The organism is Actinomadura meyerae (assembly GCF_900188445.1).
GTDB lineage: Bacteria > Actinomycetota > Actinomycetes > Streptosporangiales > Streptosporangiaceae > Spirillospora > Spirillospora meyerae.
In genome coordinates this window covers 221843-243694 of sequence record NZ_FZOR01000002.1, presented here as the reverse complement: position 1 = coordinate 243694, position 21852 = coordinate 221843, and the positions used below count along the sequence as shown (strand labels likewise).

Genomic DNA, 21852 nt, shown 5'->3' with positions numbered 1-21852 from the left:
TTTGGACGGCGGCCCGCTACCGTAGTGGAACCCGGCGCGGCTACCGGACGGTAGCAACACGGCGGACACGCCGTGTGACGACAGCAAGAGCCTGAGTGCTACTCGCTCATTGGTTCGGGATTCCCCCCGGCCTGGACGAAAGGTGACGAGTGGGCGTCGAGATCAGAGTCGAGGGCCTGACGAAGTCCTTCGGCCGCCAGGTGATCTGGCAGGACGTGTCGCTGACCATTCCCGCAGGTGAGATCTCCGTTCTTCTGGGCCCGTCCGGTACCGGCAAGTCGGTGTTCCTGAAGTCCCTCGTCGGGCTGCTCAAGCCCGACCGCGGGCACATCTGGATCGGCGACAGGGACCTGCCCTACCTGCCCGAGTCCCAGCTCTACGAGACCCGGAAGCTGTTCGGCGTCCTGTTCCAGGACGGCGCGCTGTTCGGCTCGATGAACCTGTTCGACAACATCGCCTTCCCGCTGCGCGAGCACACCAAGAAGTCCGAGTCCGAGATCAAGCGCATCGTCCTCGAGAAGATGGAGATGGTCGGTCTCCTCGGCGCCGAGCACAAGCTGCCCGGCGAGATCTCCGGCGGGATGAAGAAGCGCGCCGGGCTGGCCCGCGCGCTCGTGCTGGACCCGGAGATCCTCCTGGTGGACGAGCCGGACTCCGGCCTCGACCCGGTCCGCACCGCGTTCCTGAACCAGGTGTTCATCGACCTGAACGCGCAGATCGGCGCGACGTTCCTCATCGTCACCCACGACATCAACACGGCCCGCACCGTTCCGGACAACATCGGGCTGCTGTACCAGCGCAACCTCGCGATGTTCGGGCCCCGGGAGATGCTGCTGTCCAGCGAGGAGCCGGTCGTCCGGCAGTTCCTCAACGCCAGCAAGGTCGGCCCGATCGGCATGTCGGAGGAGAAGGACGCCTCCGAGCTGGAGGCCGAGGCCAGGATGGGCCTCGACTCGGGCAAGCTGCCGCCCATCCCGCCGCAGCAGATGCCGAGCAACGGGATGCTGCGGGCCGGCATGCACGCGCCCGGCGCGTGGTGCGCCGCGCACGGCGTGACGCCGCCGCCCGGCTCGTTCATCGACGACCTCGGCCGCAACTGGGTGGAGGAGTGGCCGCGGTACGTGGCGTCCGTGTCGCCCGTCGGCGCTCCTGCCGCGGGAGGCCCCGGCGGCCCGCCGCCAGGCCCGCCCCCCGGCGGTCCCGGCGGCCAGTTCCCGGGTAACCCGCCGCCTGGACGTCATGCAGGTGGTGCAGGGTACTGATGTCCACTCCTCAACAGTCGGGCATCGGCGCGAACCGGCGAGAGGGGAAGAACGGCGGCGGGTCGTCGGTGACGCTCCGCAAGATCGGTGACGGCGCGGCCAACGTGGTCGTCAAGGAACCCGGGCGGTTCTTCGCCCTGTGCCTCGACACCGCGCGCGCGACGTTCCAGTGGCCGTTCCAATGGCGCGAGTTCATCCAGCAGGCCTGGTTCATCGTCAGCGTCACCGTCGTCCCCACCATGCTGGTCGCCATCCCCTTTGGCGGCGTCCTGTCCCTGCAGGTCGGCGGGCTGATCCGGCAGCTCGGCGCGCAGTCCTACACCGGTGCGACCGCGGTCGTCGCGATCGTCCGCGAGGCCAGCCCGCTGGTCACCTCGCTGCTGGTCGCGGGTGCCGCCGGGTCGGCGATGTGCGCCGACATCGGGTCGCGGAAGATCCGCGAGGAGATCGACGCCATGGAGGTGCTGGGGATCAACCCCCTGCACCGCCTGGTGGTCCCGCGGATGCTCGCCTGCGCGTTCGTCGCGCTGTTCCTGAACGGCCTGGTGTCGGTGGTCGGCCTCATGGGCGGCTACTTCTTCAACGTCATGCTGCAGGGCGGCACGCCCGGCGCCTATCTGGCGTCGTTCAACGCGATCGCGCAACTGCCCGACCTGCTGCAGGCGGAATTCAAGGCATTCGTATTCGGCATCACCGCCGGCCTCGTCGCCGCCTATAAGGGGCTGAATGCCAAGGGCGGGCCGAAGGGCGTCGGCGACGCCGTCAACCAGACCGTCGTGATCACGTTCATGCTGCTGTTCCTGGAGAACTTCCTGATCTCCACGCTGTACTTCCAGTTCGTCCCGTCGAAGGGGATGTGATGGCCGCCCCTGGAAAGACGGGAAAGGCGGTCACCCGCGTGGTGAACGCCCCCCTCGAACGGCTGGACGACTTCGGCCACCAGATGTCGTTCTACGCCCGCGCGTTCGCGTGGGTGTTCCGGGTGCTGGCCCGCTACCGCACCGAGGTGCTGCGGCTGCTGGCCGAGGTGAGCCTCGGCACCGGCGGCCTCGCGGTGATCGGCGGCTCGGTGGTGATCGTCGGGTTCATGACGTTCTTCACCGGCAGCCAGGTCGGCCTGCAGGGCTACGAGTCGCTGAACCAGATCGGCACGGCCGCGTTCACCGGGTTCGTCGCGTCCTACTTCAACACCCGCGAGATCGCGCCGCTGGTGTCGGCGCTGGCGCTGTCGGCGACGGTCGGCTGCGGCTTCACCGCGCAGCTCGGCGCGATGCGGATCTCCGACGAGATCGACGCGCTGGAGGTCATGGCCGTCCCGTCGATGCCGTTCCTCGTCACGACCCGGATGCTGGCCGGGATGATCGCGGTCATCCCGCTGTACATCGTGGGCCTGCTCGCCTCCTACGGGGCCACGCGGGTGATCGTGACAGTGTTCTACGGGCAGTCGACCGGCACCTACGACCACTACTTCCATCTGTTCCTACCACCGAACGACATCCTGTGGTCGTTCGGCAAGGTGATCATCTTCGCGGTGCTGGTGATGCTGATCCACTGCTACTACGGCTACCACGCGTCCGGCGGCCCGGCCGGCGTCGGCGTCGCGGTCGGCCGCGCGGTGCGCACCAGCATCGTCGTGATCAACGTGGCCGACCTGCTGCTCGGCATGGCGATCTGGGGCACGACCACGTCCGTCCGGATTGCGGGGTAGCGCGCGATGAGTACCCGTGTGCGCTACCGCCTGCTCGGCATCTCGATGATCATCGTGATCGTCCTGCTGCTGGCGCTGACCGTGGCGTTCTACAACAAGGCGTTCACGCCGGTCACCGAGGTGTCGGTGAAGACCGAGCGGGCCGGGCTGCAGCTGCTGCCGCACTCGGACGTGAAGGTCCGCGGCCTGATCGTCGGCGAGGTCCGCGGCACCGACGCGACGTCCGACGGCGCCGTCCTGCACCTCGCGCTGGACCGGGACAAGGCCAAGCTGATCCCGAACAACGTGCAGGCGCGGCTGCTGCCGAAGACGCTGTTCGGCGAGAAGTACGTCGACCTCCAGGTCCCGGCGCAGGCCGGCCCTGCCGGGCTGCGCGCGGGCCAGGTCATCCAGCAGGACCGCTCGCAGACCGCCGTCGAGATCGACAAGGTGCTGAACGACCTGCTGCCGCTGCTGCAGGCGGTGAAGCCGGCTGAGCTGAACGCGACGCTGAACGCGCTCGCCACCGCGCTGCAGGGCCGCGGCGACCAGATCGGCGAGAACATCGAGCAGGCCGACGCGCTGCTGAAGAAGATCAACCCGCAGCTCCGCACGCTGGTGCACGACCTGCACGGCCTCGCGGACGTGTCCGACATCTACGCCCAGGCGGCGCCCGACCTGCTGCAGACGCTGCGCAACCTCAACGTGACCAGCCGCACGATCACCTCCAAGAAGGCGACGATCGAGCAGCTGATCCCGGCGACGACCGCGCTCGCGCAGGACGGCGACGCCTTCATGCGGCACAACGGCCCCAAGATCATCGGCGTGAACATCGCGAACCGGGACGTGGCGAGCCTCGTCGCCCGGTACTCGCCGTCGCTGCCGTGCGTGTTCGCCGGGCTGATGAAGATCAAGCCGGAGGCCGAGCGGGCGGCCGGCGGCGGCGGGTCCAAGACCTTCAACCTGACGATCGAGATCGTCAAGCCCCGGCCGGGCTACAAGAACCCGCTGGACCGGCCGGAGGCCAAGGACCAGCGGAACCCGCGCTGCTACGGCCTGCCGAACCCGAAGAAGCCGTTCCCGGACTACCTCGCCCTGGACGGCACGCAGGACGACCTGTGGTGGAAGAACCCCGACGACCCCAACGGCGGTGGCGCCGGGCGCGGCCGGGCGCTGTCGAACGTGTTCGTCGACACCGGCTCGCTCACCCCCGAGCAGCAGGTCAAGAGCGTCCTCGGGCCGATGACGCGGACCCCGGCCGATGAGCTGTCGGACGTGTCGCAGCTGATGTTCGGGCCGCTGCTGGGCGATGGATCGGTGGTGACGATCAAGTGAAGACGACGAGTGCGGCGATCAAGCTGCTGACGTTCGTGGTCATCACCTCGGTGGCCACCGGCGTGCTGGCGATGACGATCTCCAACATGCGCTTCAAGGAGACCCGCGAGTACAAGGCGATCTTCTCGGACGTGACCGGGCTGCTGGACAACGACGACGTCCGCATCGCGGGCGTCCGGGTCGGCCAGGTCGAGAAGATCAGGCTCTACCGGGGCGACAAGGCCGAGGTGACGTTCAGCGTCGAGCAGGACGGCCCGCTCAAGGCCGGGATCCCCGCGTCCGCGCAGGCGCAGATCCGCTACCGCAACCTGATGGGGCAGCGGTACCTCGCGCTGACCGACGGCGCCGGGCAGGCCAACGCCTACCTGAAGCCGGGCGGGACGATCCCGATCTCGCAGACCAAGCCGGCGCTGGACCTCACCACGCTCTTCAACGGGTTCCGGCCGCTGTTCCGGGCGCTGGAGCCGAAGGACGTCAACACGCTGGCGATGCAGATCGTCCAGGTGCTGCAGGGCGAGGGCGGGACGATCAACAGCCTGCTCGCGCACGTCGCGTCGCTGACCAACACGCTCGCCGACCGCGACAAGGTCATCGGCCAGGTGGTCGACAACCTGAACACGGTGCTCGGCACCATCGACCAGCGGCACCAGCAGGTCGACCAGCTCGTGCGGGACCTGCGCGGCTTCGTCAGCGGCGTCTCCGGCGACCGCAAGGCGATCTTCGACTCGGTCGCGGCGATCAACGATCTGACCGGCACCACGCAGGGGCTGCTGTCGCAGGCCCGCCCGGACATCAAGGACGACATCGCCGGGCTGCGCAAGCTCGCCGGGACGTTCGCGGCCAACGAGAAGGCCATCGACGGAGGGCTCAAGCGGTCGCCGAAGCGGCTGGAGGGCCTCGTGAACATCTCCTCGTACGGGTCCTGGTTCAACATGTACATCTGCGGCCTCGACGCGCGGGTGCGGCTGCCGGGCGGACCGGTCTACCAGACGCCGGCGATCGTGAACGAGAACGCGAGGTGCAAGTAGATGAGGATCCCGTTCCGGGAGCGCAACCCGGTCCCCATCGCCCTCTCCGCGTTCGCGGTCATCGCCGTGCTGGTCGCGGTGGCGATGAACCTGGAGAGCATCCCGCTCGTCGCCGGCGGCAGGACGCACACGGCCGCGTTCAAGGAGGCGGCCGGGCTGAAGGCCGACGAGGAGGTCCGCATCGCGGGCGTCAAGGTCGGCAAGGTCACCGCGCTCGACCTCGACGGCGACCACGTCAAGGTCACCTTCCGGGTGGACGACGGGGTGAAGCTCGGCGACCGCACCGAGGCCGGCATCAAGATCAAGACGATCCTCGGCGCGCACTACCTGGAGCTCACCCCGCGGGGGCGGGGCAAGCTCGGCAAGAGCATCCCGATCGAGCGGACGCACACCCCGTTCGAGGTCGTCCCGGCGATCAGCGAGCTGAGCCAGCGGGTCGGCGCGATCAACGTCCAGCAGGTCGCGAAGTCGTTCGACGTGCTGTCGGAGACCTTCAAGAACTCGCCGCCGGAGGTGCGGGCGTCGCTGCAGGGCCTGCGGCGGCTGTCCAACACGGTCGCGTCCCGCGACGACGAGCTGCACGAGCTGGCCGGCAAGGCCAAGGACGTCTCGCAGCTGCTCGCCGACCGCAACCAGGACTTCGCCAAGCTCGTCCAGGACGGCGACAAGGTGCTGCAGGCGGTGCAGGCGCGCCGCGCCGTGATCCACCAGCTGCTGCTCAACACGGTCACGCTGTCCCAGCAGGTGAACGCGCTGATCAAGGAGAACGAGAAGCAGCTGCGGCCGATGCTGGACAACCTGGCGAAGGTCAACAAGGTCCTGCTGCGCAACCAGGCCAACCTGGACCGGATCCTGCAGCTGTTCGCGCCGTTCGCGCGGCAGTTCTCCGACGTCACCGGCACCGGCCGCTGGTTCGACTCGTGGATCCAGAACCTGGTCCCGATCCCGGCCTCGATCCAGGACGCCCCGAAGACCGGCGGGACCACGACGAAGAAGCAGGGCGGACAGAACGGCAACCAGACCGGCAACTCCAGCGACAACCCGTTGCCGTTCCTCCCGTGAGCAGGCAGGTCACTAGTGCGTAACTCAGGAACCATCCTCCGCCTCGGCGGCGCGGTCCTCGCCGCCGCCGTGCTGGTGGCCGCGCTCCTGCTGATCCTCCAGGAGCCGAAGCAGCGCCACCTCACGGCGTACTTCACCAAGACCGTCGGCCTCTACAAGGGCGCGGACGTCCGCATCCTCGGCATCCCGGTCGGGGAGGTCACCAGCGTCGAGCCGGTCGGCGACGCGGTGAAGGTCGAGCTGAAGTACGACGCCAAGTACAAGGTGCCCGCCAACGCGCAGGCGGTCATCATCAACCAGACGCTCGTCGCCGACCGCTACATCCAGCTGACGCCCGTCTACAAGAACGGCGCGGTCCTCGCCGACGGCGCGACGCTCACCACGAGCCGCACGGCCGTCCCGGTCGAGGTGGACGAGGTCGGCGGCAGCCTGAACGACCTCACCAAGGCCCTCGGCCCGGAGGGCGCCAACGCGCCCGGCGCGGACGGGCAGCAGGGGTCGCTGTCGCGGCTGCTGCAGGTCGGCGCCGCGAACCTGGAGGGGCAGGGCGACGACATCCGGCAGACGATCGCGGACGCGTCCAAGGCGCTCAGCACGCTGAGCACCGACCGCGGCGACGTCGCCGCGACGATCAAGAACCTGCGGATCATCACCGACGCGATGAAGGCGAACGACCAGCAGATCAAGTCGTTCAGCGGGCACCTCAACGGGGTGTCGGCGCAGCTCGCGGGGGAGAAGGAGGAGCTGAGCGCGGCCCTCAACACGCTCGCCCCGACGCTGCGGAACGTGCAGCGGTTCGTCAAGGACAACCGCGGCGAGCTGGCCGCGAACGTCCGGCAGCTCGCCCAGATCACCGGGGTGCTGGTGAAGGAGAAGGACGCGCTCGCCGAGATCCTCACCGCCGGCCCGCTGGCGGTCAACAACCTGGCCCGCGCCTACGACCCGATCAGCGGCACCATCCACACCCGCGACAACTTCCGCCAGTTCCACGACCTGGCCGACTGGATCTGCTCGCTGGCGTACTCGGTGGGCACGCCCGCCAAGGAGTGCCTCGACTTCGTCGAGCCGTACAACGGCATCGGCAAGGCGCTGACGGGCTTCAGCCTCGACCTGTCCTGGATCACCGCGCTGACCACGCACTACGACCCGGTGCCGATCCCGCCGGACGCCTACGGCCCCGGCGGCCGGGCGAGCAAGACCGGCAAGACGAGCAAGACCGGCACGACGAGCACGACCAACAGGACCGCGAACAGCGGGCAGCGCGCCGGGAACCTCAGCGCGCTGCTGCCGGGAGGTGGCCGATGAGCAGGACACGGCCGATGCGCCGCGCCCGCCTGCTGGGCGCCGCCGCGCTCGCCGCGACGACGGCCCTGTCGGGCTGCTCGTTCAACGGCGTCTCCTCGCTGCCGCTGCCCGGCGGCCCCGACCTCGGCTCCAACCCGATCACCGTCAAGATCGAGTTCGCGAACGTGCTGGACCTCGTCCCGCAGTCGGCGGTCAAGGTCAACGACGTCTCGGTGGGCAAGGTCGAGGACATCAAGCTCGCCGGCGCGCCGGGCACCGCGCCCGTCGCGACCGGGCAGCAGCAGGGGCAGCAGCAGGGGCAGCAGGGCGGCTGGCACGCCCTCGTCACGGTCAAGCTGCGCGGCGACGTGAAGCTGCCCGACAACGCGATCGCGACCGTCAGCCAGACCAGCCTCCTCGGCGAGAAGTTCGTGCAGCTCGAACCGCCGAAGGACCAGGCGCCGTCCGGCACGCTGTCCTCCGGCGACCTCATCCCGCTGAACCGCACGTCCCGCGGCACCGAGATCGAAGAGGTGCTGTCGGCCATGTCGCTGCTGCTGAACGGCGGCGGGCTGGAGCAGGTCTCCACGATCAGCCACGAGCTCCAGGCCGCGATGACCGGCCGGGAGTCGACGATCCGGTCGGTGCTGGAGCGGGTCGACACCTTCACCGGGACGCTGGACCGCAACCGCGCCGCCATCACCCGGGCGCTGGACAGCATCGACCGGCTCACCGGCAAGCTGTCGGCCGAGCGCAAGACGATCCGCGACACCATCGACGAGACCGGCCCCGCGATCGCCGTGCTCGACCGCAACCGCGCCGACCTCACCAAGATGCTGGTCGCGCTGAACAAGCTCAGCCGCACCACCACCTACGTGATCGACCGCTCGAAGGCCGACCTGCTGGCGAACCTCCGCGACATCGACACGATCCTGCGCAACCTGAACAAGGCCGGCAACGACCTGCCGCGGTCGCTGGAGTCGCTGATCACCTTCCCGTTCCCGGCGACGTTCGAGAACGTCATCGCGGGCGACTACGGCAACGTGCGACTGACCGTCGACCTGGACTTCGAGTCCATCGCCCGCAACCTGCTCGGTGGCACCGACCTCGAGAACATGCTCGGCAGCGGCACGCAGATGCGCAACATGCTCCAGGTGCCGAACGTGACCCTGCCCGACTCGCCGCTCGGCGTGCTCCCTCAATCGCCCGGCGGCGGGCTGCCGGGGGTCCCCGGCCAGTCGACGCCGGCCCCGGCGAAGTCGCCGGCGGCGAAGACGCCGACGCCGCGGCGGACGGGCGCGCTCGCACCCGATGACGGCGGTCTGCGGACCCTGATGACGGGGGGCCTTTCATGATCCTCAAGCGCGGTGTGATCTTCCAGCTCATCGTGTTCGCCGTCATCACCGTGGTCGGCGTGGTGATCGTCTCGGTGAACTACATCGGCATCGGCCGCGACCTGCTCGGCAAGCAGTACGTCGCCTACGTCGACCTCACCGACTCCGGCGGCGTGTTCACCAACGCCGAGGTCACCTACCGGGGCGTCCCCGTCGGCCGGGTCGGGCCGATCGAGCTCACCAAGGACGGCATCCGCGTCAAGCTGCTGCTGAACCGCGGCGAGCGGATCCCGCGCGACGGCACCAAGGCCGTCGTCGCCAACCGGTCCGCGGTCGGCGAGCAGTACATCGACCTGGAGCCGGTCAAGAAGACCGGCCCGTTCCTCGACGAGGGCGACCCGTACACGATCCCCAGGGACCGCACGACGCTGCCCGTCTCCACGGCCGAGCTGCTGCGCAACGTCGACTCGCTCGTCGGGTCGGTCAACACCAAGGACCTCGGCATCATCGTGGACGAGCTGGACAAGGCGTTCTCCGGCTCCGCCGAGGACCTCCAGTCGATCCTGGACGACACCGACCGGCTGCTGAAGACCGCCGAGCAGGCGTACCCCGACACCAAGCGGCTGCTGGACAACGGCGTCACCGTCCTGGACACCCAGCGCGGCCAGGCCGCGAACATCCGCGGCTTCGCGCGCAACCTGAACGAGCTGACGACGTCCCTCCGCAAGGACGACCCGGCGCTGCGCGCGACCATCGACGGCGCGCCCGGCGCCGTGAGCGAGGCGCACAAGGCGATCAACCAGCTCGCCCCGACGCTGCCCACCCTCCTGGCGAACCTCACCACGACCGGGCAGATCATCACGTCCCGCCAGGCCGGCCTGCGGTCGCTGTTCATCCTGTACCCGGTGACGGTCGCCGGCGCGTTCACCGTCACGCCCGGCGACGGCACCCAGCACCTCGGGCTCGCGCTGAACATCGACTCGCCGCCCGCGTGCACCGAGGGCTACGGCGGGGTCAAGCACCGCTGGCCGCAGGACACGTCCCCGAAGAAGCCGCGCCTGGACGCCGGCTGCAAGGCCCCGTCCGACGCGGGCACCGCGGTGCGCGGCGCCCGCAACTTCCCCAAGAGCGAGATCCTGCCGTACCCGAAGGTCCCGGAGGGCGCCACGACCGGCGCCGGCTTCCCCGAGGGCGGCGCGTACGGCACCCGCGACGACGGGAAGTCGCAGGCGAAGAGCGGCGGCGACGCCAAGACCAAGGCCGCCGCGGCGGCGCCGACCGGGCAGCTCTCCGACGGACAGCTGATCCTCTCGTATCCGTCCGAGTCAGTGGAATTCGCTGGATACGATCCAACGACCGGTGCGGTCTACGGGCCCGACGGCAAGCGATACGTGATGCCGCGCAGCGCCGGAACCCGTCAGTTGGGAGAAGAATCCTCGTGGAAGTGGCTCCTGCTCGGACCGTTGAGCCAGTGAGGCGGGCACGATGAGGCGGCGCCTGCCCATGGTCACGGCGATCACGCTGGGCGTCATCGTGGTCGGCCTCGCGATCGCGTCGGGCTGGCTCGGGGTCGTGACCCTCCGCAACAAGGACGAGGCCGACCAGCGGGCGAAGGCGGTCCAGTCGGCGCGCCAGATGGGCGTGAACCTGATGTCGCTGGACGCCGCCACGGCGCAGCGCGACCTCGACCGCATCGTGTCCGGCACCACCGGCGACCTGAAGAACAAGCTCGCGAGCCAGTCGAACGCGTTCATGCAGCAGATCACCAAGGTGAAGGCCAAGTCGACGGTCAACGACGTCGACGCCGCGCTGGTCTCCATGGACGGCGACTCCGCCGAGGTGATGGTCTCCCTCAACGGGACCGTCACCAACGACAAGGTCAAGAACGGTACGCCGCAGGGCTACCGCTACCAGATGGACCTCACGCGGGTCGACGACCGCTGGCTCGTGTCCGGACTGGAGGTTGTCCCGTGACGATGCTCGGCCGGGGCAAGCGCTCCGCATCGGACAAGAAGTCGGACAAGAAGAACGAGAAGAGCGACAAGGCCGCCAAGGCCGAGGAGGCGGCGCGGGCCGCGGAGCTGGCCGAGGAGGCCGCCGCGAAGGCCCGCGAGGCCGCCCGCCTGGCGCAGCAGGCCGCCGAGGAGGCCGCCGCGGCCGAGGGCGACGAGGCCGACACGGACGACCCGGAAAACGCCGTCAAGTCGCCCGAGAAGCCCGCACCGTCCGAAAAGGACTCCGAAGACGCTCCCGCCCCCGAAGACGCGCGAGAGGAAGCCTCAGCGTCCGAGAAGGCGGACGCCGACGCCGAGGGCGAGCCCGACGAGGGCGACGACACCAAGCCGGCCCGTACGAAGCTGACCAAGAAGCTCCCGAAGGGCGAGGCCGACGACGAGGCCGACGACGACGCGGAGGAGGCGGAGGAGGACGGCGACGATGACGACGAGCCTCGCCGCTCCCGCCGGGGCGGCCTGACGACGGTCATCGCGGTCCTCGCCGTCCTGACGGTCGCGCTGGGCGCGGGCACCACGGCCCTGTACCTCAAGGTCAGCGATCAGAAGGCGACGGAGGAGGCGAGCAAGGACGCGTCGTTCGCGTCGTCCCGCGCCGCCCAGAAGCTGTCGTCGTACGACTTCCAGACCCTGGACACCGACCTGAAGTCCGCGTCCGCGCTGACGACGGGCAAGCTGCACACCGACTACGAGAAGCTCGCCCAGGAGCTGAAGACGGTCGCCGTCCAGCAGCAGGCGGTCTCGAACACGACGGTGATGAAGGTCGGCGTCGTGAGCGCCACGCCCGACAAGGTCGTCACCCTCGTCTACGCCAACCGCTCGTCCCGCACCAAGGCCGACAAGCAGCAGCGCCTCCCCGAGCCGCTGCGCATCAAGATGACGATGGTCAAGAAGGACGGCAAGTGGCTGGCCTCGGACCTGAAGGTCATCTCGTAGGGGCCCGCCCACGCCCACAGCACCCCGTGAACCCGCTCAGGGTCACGGGGTGCCCTAGTGAACGAGTAAGAACACACTCTCCTGAATGGGAATCCGGACGCCCGCAAACAACCTGAGCGACAGCCACGGGTCGGCCGGCCGGAGGGCGCTCCAGCGCCCGGAGGCCGGCCGACCCGCCGAGCCGGTCGACCGCAGCAACACCCCGCCAACCTGCACGGTCGCCGAAACCCGCCAGGTGGCGTGAGGATCGACCGGCTCGCAACGGGGGGCTCGGGGGGTCGCCCCCCCGATAAACTATGGCGTTCCTCACTGCAGGTCAGAGCCCGAAAAGTCCAAGTCCGCTCTTGACTGAGAGGCGCTGAGGGGCGATGCTCCATGGCAACGTGATGCATACTGCGGCGCTAGAGTTGCGAGCGGTGTACCAGTCGGCTACACTGCCCCTTTGCGCTGCCCTCTGACTATCCGCGTGTGAGAGCACCCCTGCCGTGGTCCCTTTTGGACCCCTCTGTGCAGGTCTCGGACGTGGATCGTCTGGCGTGCGTGTCGTCAGTTACGCCGCGAGCCCTCGGAAGGACCACTCTTGGCAGCCTCGCGCAACGCCTCGAATACCGCAACCGGTCCGAACCGCGTCTCCTTCGCGCGCATCAAGGAGCCGCTCGAAGTCCCGGACCTCCTTGCACTGCAGACCAACTCCGTTGACTGGCTGCTGGGCAACGAGAGGTGGAAGGCCCGGGTCGAGGCGGCCCAGAAGGCCGGAAGTAAGAGCGTCCCGACCCAGTCGGGGCTGGAGGAGATCTTCGAAGAGATCAGTCCGATCGAGGACTTCTCCGGAACCATGTCCCTGTCGTTCCGGGACCACCGGTTCGAGCCGCCCAAGTACTCCGTCGAGGAGTGCAAGGACAAGGACATGACCTACTCCGCCCCGCTGTTCGTGACGGCGGAGTTCATCAACAACACCACCGGTGAGATCAAGAGCCAGACGGTGTTCATGGGCGACTTCCCGCTCATGACCCCCAAGGGCACCTTCATCATCAACGGCACCGAGCGCGTCGTGGTCTCGCAGCTGACCCGCTCGCCCGGCGTGTACTTCGACCGCGCCCTCGACAAGGCGTCCGACAAGGACATCTACGGCTGCCGGGTCATCCCGAGCCGCGGCGCCTGGCTCGAGTTCGAGATCGACAAGCGCGACAACGTCGGTGTGCGCATCGACCGCAAGCGCAAGCAGCCCGTCACGGTGCTGCTGAAGGCGCTCGGCTGGGACGAGGCGCGCATCCGCGAGCGCTTCGGCTCCTACGAGTCGATCAACGTCACCCTGGAGAAGGACCACACCTCCGGCCAGGACGACGCCCTGCTCGACATCTACCGCAAGCTGCGCCCGGGCGAGCCGCCGACGCGCGAGTCCGCGCAGACGCTGCTGGAGAACCTGTACTTCAACCCGAAGCGCTACGACGTCGCCAAGGTCGGGCGCTACAAGATCAACAAGAAGCTCGGCCTCGACCTGGACATGCGCCAGGGCACGCTCACCGAGGACGACATCGTCGCCACGATCGAGTACCTCGTCCGGCTGCACGCCGGCGAGGAGGAGGCGACCATCGGGGCCGTCCCCGTGCCGATCGAGGTCGACGACATCGACCACTTCGGCAACCGGCGCCTGCGCACGGTCGGCGAGCTGATCCAGAACCAGGTCCGGCTCGGCCTCGCCCGCATGGAGCGCGTCGTCCGCGAGCGGATGACCACCCAGGACGTCGAGGCGATCACGCCGCAGACCCTGATCAACATCCGGCCGGTCGTCGCCTCCATCAAGGAGTTCTTCGGCACCAGCCAGCTGTCGCAGTTCATGGACCAGACCAACCCGCTGGCCGGGCTGACGCACAAGCGGCGCCTGAACGCCCTCGGCCCCGGTGGTCTGTCGCGTGAGCGGGCGGGCATGGAGGTCCGCGACGTCCACCCGTCGCACTACGGCCGCATGTGCCCGATCGAGACGCCGGAAGGCCCGAACATCGGCCTGATCGGCTCGCTCGCCGCGTTCGGCCGGGTGAACCCGTTCGGGTTCGTCGAGACGCCGTACCGCAAGGTCGTCGACGGTGTGGTCACCGAGCAGATCGACTACCTCACCGCCGACGAGGAGGACCGCTACGTCATCGCGCAGGCCAACTCCCTGCTGAACGAGGACGGCACCTTCGTCGACGACCGCATCCTCGTCCGCCGCAAGGGCGGCGAGATCGAGCTGGTCCCGGCCCGCGAGGTCCAGTACATGGACGTCTCGGCGCGGCAGATGACCTCGGTCGCCACGGCGATGATCCCGTTCCTGGAGCACGACGACGCCAACCGCGCGCTGATGGGCTCCAACATGCAGCGCCAGTCCGTCCCGCTGCTGCGCAGCGAGGCGCCGCTGGTCGGCACCGGCATGGAGTACCGCGCGGCGACCGACGCCGGCGACGTCATCACGGCCGAGAAGGCCGGCGTCGTCGAGGAGGTCTCGGCCGACTACGTGACCGTCATGAACGACGACGGCACGCGGACGACCTACCGCGTCTCCAAGTTCAAGCGGTCGAACCAGGGCACCTGCTTCAACCAGAAGCCGATCGTCGACGAGGGCCAGCGGGTCGAGGTCGGCCAGGTCGTCGCCGACGGGCCGTGCACCGACAACGGCGAGATGGCGCTCGGCAAGAACCTCCTCGTGGCGTTCATGCCGTGGGAGGGCCACAACTACGAGGACGCCATCATCCTCAGCCAGCGCCTGGTGCAGGACGACGTCCTCTCCTCGATCCACATCGAGGAGCACGAGGTCGACGCCCGCGACACCAAGCTCGGCCCCGAGGAGATCACCCGGGACATCCCGAACGTCTCCGAGGAGGTCCTCGCCGACCTCGACGAGCGCGGCATCATCCGCATCGGCGCCGATGTCGTCCCCGGCGACATCCTGGTCGGCAAGGTCACCCCGAAGGGCGAGACCGAGCTGACCCCCGAGGAGCGGCTGCTGCGCGCGATCTTCGGTGAGAAGGCGCGCGAGGTCCGCGACACCTCGCTGAAGGTGCCGCACGGCGAGCAGGGCAAGGTCATCGGCGTCCGGGTGTTCTCCCGCGACGACGGCGACGAGCTGCCCCCCGGCGTGAACGAGCTAGTCCGGGTGTACGTCGCGCAGAAGCGCAAGATCACCGACGGCGACAAGCTCGCCGGCCGGCACGGCAACAAGGGCGTCATCTCCAAGGTGCTCCCGGTCGAGGACATGCCGTTCCTGGAGGACGGCACCCCGGTCGACATCGTCCTGAACCCGCTGGGCGTCCCCGGGCGCATGAACGTGGGCCAGGTCCTGGAGACCCACCTCGGCTGGGTCGCCTCCCGCGGCTGGAAGGTCGAGGGCGACGACGCCGAGTGGAAGCGCGCCCTGAAGGAGATCGGCGCCGACGAGGCGCCGCCGTGGACGAACACCGCGACGCCGGTGTTCGACGGCGCCCGCGAGGACGACGTCACCGGCCTGATCGAGAGCACCCTGCCGAACCGCGACGGCCAGCGCATGGTCGGCCCGGGCGGCAAGGCCCGGCTGTTCGACGGCCGCACCGGCGAGCCCTACCGCGACCCGATCTCGGTCGGCTACATCTACATCCTCAAGCTGCTCCACCTGGTCGACGACAAGATCCACGCGCGCTCGACCGGCCCGTACTCCATGATCACTCAGCAGCCGCTGGGCGGTAAGGCCCAGTTCGGCGGCCAGCGCTTCGGTGAGATGGAGGTGTGGGCGCTGGAGGCGTACGGCGCCGCCTACGCCCTCCAGGAGCTGCTGACCATCAAGTCCGACGACGTCCTCGGCCGCGTCAAGGTGTACGAGGCCATCGTCAAGGGCGAGAACATCCCCGAGCCCGGCATTCCCGAGTCCTTCAAGGTGCTCATCAAGGAGATGCAGTCGCTGTGCCTCAACGTCGAGGTGCTCTCCAGCGACGGCATGTCCATCGAGATGCGCGACACCGACGAGGACGTCTTCCGCGCCGCGGAGGAGCTCGGCATCGACCTGTCCCGCCGTCCTAACGAGGGCGCGATGAGCGTCGACGAAGTCTGAGAACTCAAGGGGAGAACAGTTGCTTGACGTCAACTTCTTCGACGAGCTTCGCATCGGTCTGGCGACCGCCGACGACATCCGCCAGTGGTCGCACGGCGAGGTGAAGAAGCCGGAGACGATCAACTACCGGACCCTCAAGCCGGAGAAGGACGGGCTCTTCTGCGAGAAGATCTTCGGCCCGACCCGGGACTGGGAGTGCTACTGCGGCAAGTACAAGCGCGTCCGCTTCAAGGGCATCATCTGTGAGCGCTGCGGCGTCGAGGTGACCCGCGCCAAGGTGCGCCGCGAGCGGATGGGCCACATCGAGCTGGCCGCGCCGGTCACGCACATCTGGTACTTCAAGGGCGTGCCGTCCCGGCTCGGCTACCTGCTGGACCTGGCCCCGAAGGATCTCGAGAAGATCATCTACTTCGCGGCCTACATGATCACCAGCGTGGACGCGGAGCGGCGCGACCGCGACCTGCCCACGCTGGAGGCGCACATCTCGGTGGAGCGCCAGCAGATCGAGCAGGCCCGCGACGCGCAGGTCGAGGCCCGCCAGCAGAAGCTGGAGGGCGACCTCGCGGAGCTGGAGGAGGCCGGCGCGAAGGCCGACCAGAAGCGCAAGGTGCGCGACGGCGCCGAGCGGGAGATGAAGCAGCTGCGCGACCGCGCGCAGCGCGAGCTCGACCGCCTCGACGAGGTGTGGAGCCGGTTCAAGAACCTCAAGGTCCAGGACCTGGAGGGCGACGAGCTGCTCTACCGCGAGATGCGCGACCGGTTCGGCAAGTACTTCGAGGGCGGCATGGGCGCCGCGGCCATCCAGGCGCGGCTGCAGAACTTCGACCTCGAGGCCGAGGCCGAGAAGCTGCGCGACATCATCCGCACCGGCAAGGGCCAGAAGAAGGCCCGCGCCCTGAAGCGGCTGAAGGTCGTCTCGGCGTTCCTCAACACCCGCAACAGCCCGCTCGGCATGGTGCTGGACTGCATCCCGGTCATCCCGCCGGACCTGCGCCCCATGGTGCAGCTCGACGGCGGCCGGTTCGCCACGTCCGACCTGAACGACCTGTACCGCCGGGTCATCAACCGCAACAACCGGCTCAAGCGCCTGCTCGACCTGGGCGCGCCCGAGATCATCGTCAACAACGAGAAGCGGATGCTGCAGGAGGCCGTCGACGCGCTGTTCGACAACGGCCGCCGCGGCCGCCCGGTCACCGGGCCGGGCAACCGCCCGCTGAAGTCGCTGTCCGACATGCTCAAGGGCAAGCAGGGCCGGTTCCGGCAGAACCTGCTGGGCAAGCGCGTCGACTACTCCGGCCGCTCGGTCATCGTCGTCGGCCCGCAGCTGAAGCTGCACCAGTGCGGCCTGCCCAAGCAGATGGCGCTGGAGCTGTTCAAGCCGTTCGTGATGAAGCGGCTGGTCGACCTCAACCACGCGCAGAACATCAAGTCCGCCAAGCGGATGGTCGAGCGGGCCCGCCCGGTCGTGTGGGACGTGCTGGAAGAGGTCATCACCGAGCACCCGGTGCTGCTGAACCGGGCGCCGACGCTGCACCGCCTCGGCATCCAGGCGTTCGAGCCGCAGCTGGTCGAGGGCAAGGCCATCCAGATCCACCCGCTGGTCTGCACCGCGTTCAACGCGGACTTCGACGGCGACCAGATGGCGGTGCACCTGCCGCTGTCCGCCGAGGCGCAGGCCGAGGCGCGGATCCTGATGCTGTCGACCAACAACATCCTGAAGCCGTCGGACGGCAAGCCCGTCACCATGCCCACCCAGGACATGGTCATCGGCCTGTACTGGCTGACGACGCAGAAGGACGGCGCGACCGGCGAGGGCCGCGCGTTCGGCTCGGTCGCCGAGGCGATCATGGCCTACGACCGGGGCGAGCTCGACCTGCAGGCCAAGATCAGCCTGCGGCTCAAGGACGTCCCGCCGCCGCGCGACTGGATCGCGCCGGAGGGCTACGAGCCGGGCCGGCCGTACCGGTTGGAGACGACGCTCGGCCGCGCCATGTTCAACGAGACGCTGCCGGACGACTTCCCGTTCGTCGACGACGAGATCGGCAAGAAGCAGCTGTCGGCGATCGTCAACGAGCTGGCCGAGACGTACCCGAAGGTCGCCGTCGCCAACGCGCTCGACGCGCTGAAGAGCACCGGCTTCCACTGGGCGACCCGGTCCGGCGTCACGATCGCGATCGACGACGTCATCACGCCGCCGAACAAGCAGGACATCCTGGCCGGCTACGAGCAGCAGGCCGACAAGGTGCAGCGGGAGTACAACCGCGGCCTGATCACCGACGATGAGCGCAAGCAGGAGCTCATCGACATCTGGAACAAGGCCACCGCGGACGTCGCGGTGGACATGGAGAAGGCGTTCCCGAAGGCCAACCCGATCTGGATGATGATCCAGTCGGGTGCCCGCGGCAACCCGCTGCAGCTCCGCCAGATCGCCGGTATGCGCGGCCTGGTCTCCAACCCCAAGGGCGAGACCATCCCGCGTCCGATCAAGTCGTCCTTCCGCGAGGGCCTGTCGGTCGTCGAGTACTTCATCTCGACGCACGGCGCCCGCAAGGGCCTGGCCGACACCGCGCTGCGCACCGCCGACTCGGGTTACCTGACCCGGCGCCTGGTGGACGTCGCGCAGGACGTCATCGTCCGCGAGGAGGACTGCGGCACCGACCGCACGATCCCGTTCGAGCTCGTGGAGCGGCAGTCCGACGGCAGCCTGATCAAGCTGCCGACCACGGAGACGAGCCTGGCGGGCCGCACCATCGCCGAGGACGTCGTCGTCGACGGGACGGTCATCTACCCCGCCGACACCGACCTGTCCGACGCGGTCGTGACCCGGCTGGTCGACGCCGGGGTGACCAAGGTCCGGACCCGCAGCGCCCTGGTCTGCGAGGCCAAGATCGGTGTCTGCGCCGCCTGCTACGGCCGCTCGCTGGCCACCGGCAAGCGGGTGGACGTCGGCGAGGCCGTCGGCATCATCGCCGCGCAGTCGATCGGTGAGCCGGGCACGCAGCTGACCATGCGCACCTTCCACACCGGCGGTGTGGCCGGTGGCGACATCACGCACGGTCTGCCGCGCGTCCAGGAGCTGTTCGAGGCCCGCATCCCCAAGGGTGTGGCCCCGATCAGCGAGGTCGCCGGCCGCGTCAAGATCGACGAGACGGAGAAGTCGCGCAAGGTCGTCGTCGTCCCCGACGACGGCTCCGACGAGATCGCCTACCCGGTGCCGATGCGGTCCCGCCTCCTGGTCAAGGAGGGCGAGTCCGTGGGCGTCGGCCAGCAGCTCATCGCGGGTGCGATCAACCCGCACGAGGTGCTGCGCATCCTCGGGCCCCGCGCCGTGCAGCTCCACCTGGTCCAGGAGGTCCAGGAGGTCTACCGGTCGCAGGGCGTGTCGATCCACGACAAGCACATCGAGATCATCGTCCGCCAGATGCTGAAGCGGGTGAACATCCTCGAGTCGGGCGACACCGAGCTGCTCCCGGGCGACCTGGTCGAGCGTCCGATCTTCGAGGAGACGAACCGGAACGTCGTGGCCGAGGGCGGCACGCCCGCCGCCGGCCGCCCCGTCCTGATGGGCATCACCAAGGCCTCGCTCGCGACCGAGTCGTGGCTGTCGGCGGCGTCCTTCCAGGAGACGACCCGGGTGCTCACCGAGGCCGCGATGCACGCCAAGAGCGACCCGCTGCTCGGCCTCAAGGAGAACGTCATCATCGGTAAGCTCATCCCGGCCGGTACCGGCATGCCGCAGTACCGCAACGTCCGGGTCGAGCCGACCGAGGAGGCGAAGGCGGCGGTCTACTCCGTCGGGTCCTACGACGACGGCGCCGAGTACGCCTTCGGGCAGGGCTCCGGCGAGGCCGTCCCGCTGGAGGAGTACGACTTCGGCCAGTACAACCGCTGACGTCCCGGTCCGGGGCGCCGCCGCGCGCGGCGCCCCGGCTCGCGGACACTCTGACTGACGACACGCGAGAGGCCCTTCCCGTCCGGGAGGGGCCTCTTCGCATGCGCGGCGGGCAGCGCGGAACCGCGGGGCCGTTGGGCGCTCAGTAGATGCCGGCGGCGCAGCCGTCGTCGAACAGTTCCGGCCAGTAGCGGCGGTCGCCGTCGCCGCTGAGCGGGCGGCAGGCGACGGGGTCGGCGGCGCCGAGGATCCGGACGAGGTTGGCGATGACCGCGGCCTCCCCCTGCATGAGGTCGTGGACGGGGTCGAGGAGCTGGACCTGGCGGACCAGCCACTGCGCGAAGGCGACCGTCGAGATGTCGGTGTTGATCGGGTGCGGGCCCCCCTCGGCGACGAACCAGCCGTGGACGGCCCCGGTGGCGCCGTCCAGGATGAGGTCGATCTCGTCGGCGAACCATCCGAGCCTGACCAGGTCGCCGATGGCGCCGGGGAGGGTCTCGCCGTCGTCGAGGACATGGTCCCGGAAGTAGTCGGCGACGAAGTCGGGGTAGTCGCCGCGCTGGCTGCGGAGGTACTCGGCGAGGGTCTGCGCGGGCTTGTCCAGCATGCAGTAGTTCACGTCGGCGAGGCCGTGCTCGCGCAGGAAGCGGCGCGTGGGCTCGTGCGTGAGGGTGCCGGGGAGGTCGGCGTCGTCGTAGAGGCAGTGGCCGTCCTCGCCGAACGCCTCGGCCATCAGGCCGTCCGGGAGGGCGAGTGCGAGGTCCTCGCCCGGTGCGGCGACGCGGGCGAGCGGGCAGATGTGGGCCATCACCCGCCAGTGGGCGGAGTACCGGTCGGAGGGGTCGAGGAGCCTCGGGTCGACGTCGCTGATCAGCTCGCGCAGGGTGGTGGTCAGTTCGGCGGCCGCGGCCGGTCCGTGGCGTCCGGCGAAGCGCGCGAACTCGCCCTCGTCGCGGTGCATGCGCGTCACGGCGGCGCAGAGCCGCACCAGCGACGGCAGGTCGGGGGCGAGCAGTTCCGGGTCGTTGATGCCGAGGAAGCTCTCGAACACCTCGCCGGTCGTCGCGTCCAGCAGGACGGTGCCGCCCTGCTCGGTCACCCTCCCGAGGACGAGCATCTTCCCGACGTCCTCGGCGAGGGGCTTGGACGAGATCTCGGCGGCGGTGCGGAGGTCGCTCGCGGCGCCGAGCAGGAGGTCCGCCGCGTCCCTGGGAAGCCCGACGTCGGCCAGCCACCGCCGCGTCGGCTCGTGCGCGACCCCGGAATCGGGCACGAGCAGCACCCCGTCCGCGCCGAAGGCTTCCAGCATTTGCTCGCGCGTTGTCGCCGCATCCCTAGCGTCCATCCGGAATGCGTACCACGGTCCGCCGCGCCGGGAGGGCGGGAATGGCGAAGGCCCCGCCGTGCGGGCGGGGCCTCCGCGAGGGTGGGCCTGATCGGTGCCGGGTCAGCCCATCGAGCCGGCCACGTAGTCACCGGCGGGCTGCCGGGTGATCACGTTCAGCCGGTTCCAGGTGTTGATCAGCGCGATGAGGGCGACCAGGGCGCCGAGCTGCTCGTCGTCGTAGTGCTTGGCGGCGTTCGCCCACGCCTCGTCGCTAACGCCCTCGGGCGCGCCGGCGATCCGGGTGCCCTGCTCGGTCAGCTCCAGCGCGGCGCGCTCGGCTTCGGTGAAGACGGTGGCCTCGCGCCAGGCGGCGACCATGTTGATCCGCAGCTGCGTCTCGCCGTGGTGGGCGGCCTCCTTGGTGTGCATGTCGACGCAGAAGCCGCAGCCGTTGATCTGGCTGGCCCGGATCTCCACCAGGTGCTGCGTCGTGACGGGCAGCCCCGATTGCGTGACGAGCCTCCCCGCCGACTGCACGTACTTCATGAACTTGGGCATGAAGGAAACGTCGTAGAGGTTGAGGCGAGCGTCCATGTTGGTCTCCTTGAAGTCTTTCCGCGGACGCCAGGATTGACG

At 69.2% G+C, this 21852-nt stretch carries 15 protein-coding genes; 13 read left to right on the top strand and 2 right to left on the bottom strand.

The window, feature by feature from the left end; all coding sequences use genetic code 11:
* Positions 1 to 149: 149 nt before the first annotated feature.
* The 13 genes from CHF16_RS03920 to CHF16_RS03860 all read left to right on the top strand — a co-directional run bounded on the left by CHF16_RS03920 (position 150) and on the right by CHF16_RS03860 (position 19889).
* Positions 150 to 1262, top strand: coding sequence for an ABC transporter ATP-binding protein (locus tag CHF16_RS03920; RefSeq protein ID WP_245868195.1), 1113 nt, complete (start codon positions 150 to 152; stop codon positions 1260 to 1262).
* Positions 1262 to 2122, top strand: coding sequence for an MlaE family ABC transporter permease (locus CHF16_RS03915; protein ID WP_089324495.1), 861 nt, complete (start codon positions 1262 to 1264; stop codon positions 2120 to 2122). Before CHF16_RS03920 ends, CHF16_RS03915 begins: the two co-directional genes overlap by 1 nt.
* On the top strand, positions 2122 to 2970 hold the full coding sequence (locus CHF16_RS03910) for an MlaE family ABC transporter permease (protein WP_089324494.1): 849 nt from the start codon (positions 2122 to 2124) through the stop codon (positions 2968 to 2970). The genes CHF16_RS03915 and CHF16_RS03910 overlap by 1 nt, the downstream gene beginning before the upstream one ends.
* A 6-nt stretch (positions 2971 to 2976) precedes the next feature.
* Entirely contained in the window at positions 2977 to 4284 is a 1308-nt protein-coding gene (locus tag CHF16_RS03905) for an MCE family protein (RefSeq protein WP_245868194.1), read from the top strand.
* A complete protein-coding gene (locus CHF16_RS03900; protein WP_089324492.1) occupies positions 4281 to 5312 on the top strand; it encodes an MCE family protein in 1032 nt (343 codons plus the stop codon). The genes CHF16_RS03905 and CHF16_RS03900 overlap by 4 nt, the downstream gene beginning before the upstream one ends.
* Positions 5313 to 6374: an MCE family protein gene (locus CHF16_RS03895; protein ID WP_089324491.1), complete on the top strand. Its 1062-nt coding sequence runs from the start codon at positions 5313 to 5315 to the stop codon at positions 6372 to 6374.
* 15 nt (positions 6375 to 6389) lie between these two features.
* Positions 6390 to 7679, top strand: a complete 1290-nt coding sequence (locus tag CHF16_RS03890) for an MCE family protein (protein WP_245868193.1) — start codon at positions 6390 to 6392, stop codon at positions 7677 to 7679.
* Positions 7676 to 9013 (top strand): MCE family protein, encoded by a 1338-nt coding sequence (locus CHF16_RS03885; RefSeq protein WP_089324490.1) that lies wholly within the window; start codon positions 7676 to 7678, stop codon positions 9011 to 9013. The genes CHF16_RS03890 and CHF16_RS03885 overlap by 4 nt, the downstream gene beginning before the upstream one ends.
* The gene (locus CHF16_RS03880) at positions 9010 to 10467 is read left to right on the top strand and encodes an MCE family protein (protein WP_089324489.1); all 1458 of its coding nucleotides are present in this window, start codon (positions 9010 to 9012) and stop codon (positions 10465 to 10467) included. The genes CHF16_RS03885 and CHF16_RS03880 overlap by 4 nt, the downstream gene beginning before the upstream one ends.
* A gap of 10 nt (positions 10468 to 10477) precedes the next feature.
* On the top strand, positions 10478 to 10966 hold the full coding sequence (locus tag CHF16_RS03875; protein ID WP_245868192.1) for a hypothetical protein: 489 nt from the start codon (positions 10478 to 10480) through the stop codon (positions 10964 to 10966).
* The gene (locus tag CHF16_RS03870) at positions 10963 to 11940 is read left to right on the top strand and encodes a hypothetical protein (RefSeq protein WP_089324487.1); all 978 of its coding nucleotides are present in this window, start codon (positions 10963 to 10965) and stop codon (positions 11938 to 11940) included. Before CHF16_RS03875 ends, CHF16_RS03870 begins: the two co-directional genes overlap by 4 nt.
* A gap of 580 nt (positions 11941 to 12520) precedes the next feature.
* Positions 12521 to 15997, top strand: coding sequence for a DNA-directed RNA polymerase subunit beta (gene rpoB / locus CHF16_RS03865; protein WP_089324486.1), 3477 nt, complete (start codon positions 12521 to 12523; stop codon positions 15995 to 15997).
* Positions 15998 to 16016: 19 nt separating this feature from the next.
* Positions 16017 to 19889, top strand: coding sequence for a DNA-directed RNA polymerase subunit beta' (locus CHF16_RS03860; RefSeq protein ID WP_089324485.1), 3873 nt, complete (start codon positions 16017 to 16019; stop codon positions 19887 to 19889).
* Between the two features lie 142 nt (positions 19890 to 20031).
* Here CHF16_RS03860 and CHF16_RS03855 read toward each other — a convergent pair whose 3' ends face one another.
* Together CHF16_RS03855 and CHF16_RS03850 are read right to left on the bottom strand one after the other, a co-directional pair.
* Positions 20032 to 21198, bottom strand: a complete 1167-nt coding sequence (locus CHF16_RS03855; RefSeq protein WP_179271371.1) for an SUKH-4 family immunity protein — start codon at positions 21196 to 21198, stop codon at positions 20032 to 20034.
* A gap of 138 nt (positions 21199 to 21336) precedes the next feature.
* Positions 21337 to 21810: a carboxymuconolactone decarboxylase family protein gene (locus tag CHF16_RS03850; protein WP_089324483.1), complete on the bottom strand. Its 474-nt coding sequence runs from the start codon at positions 21808 to 21810 to the stop codon at positions 21337 to 21339.
* Positions 21811 to 21852: the final 42 nt, after the last annotated feature.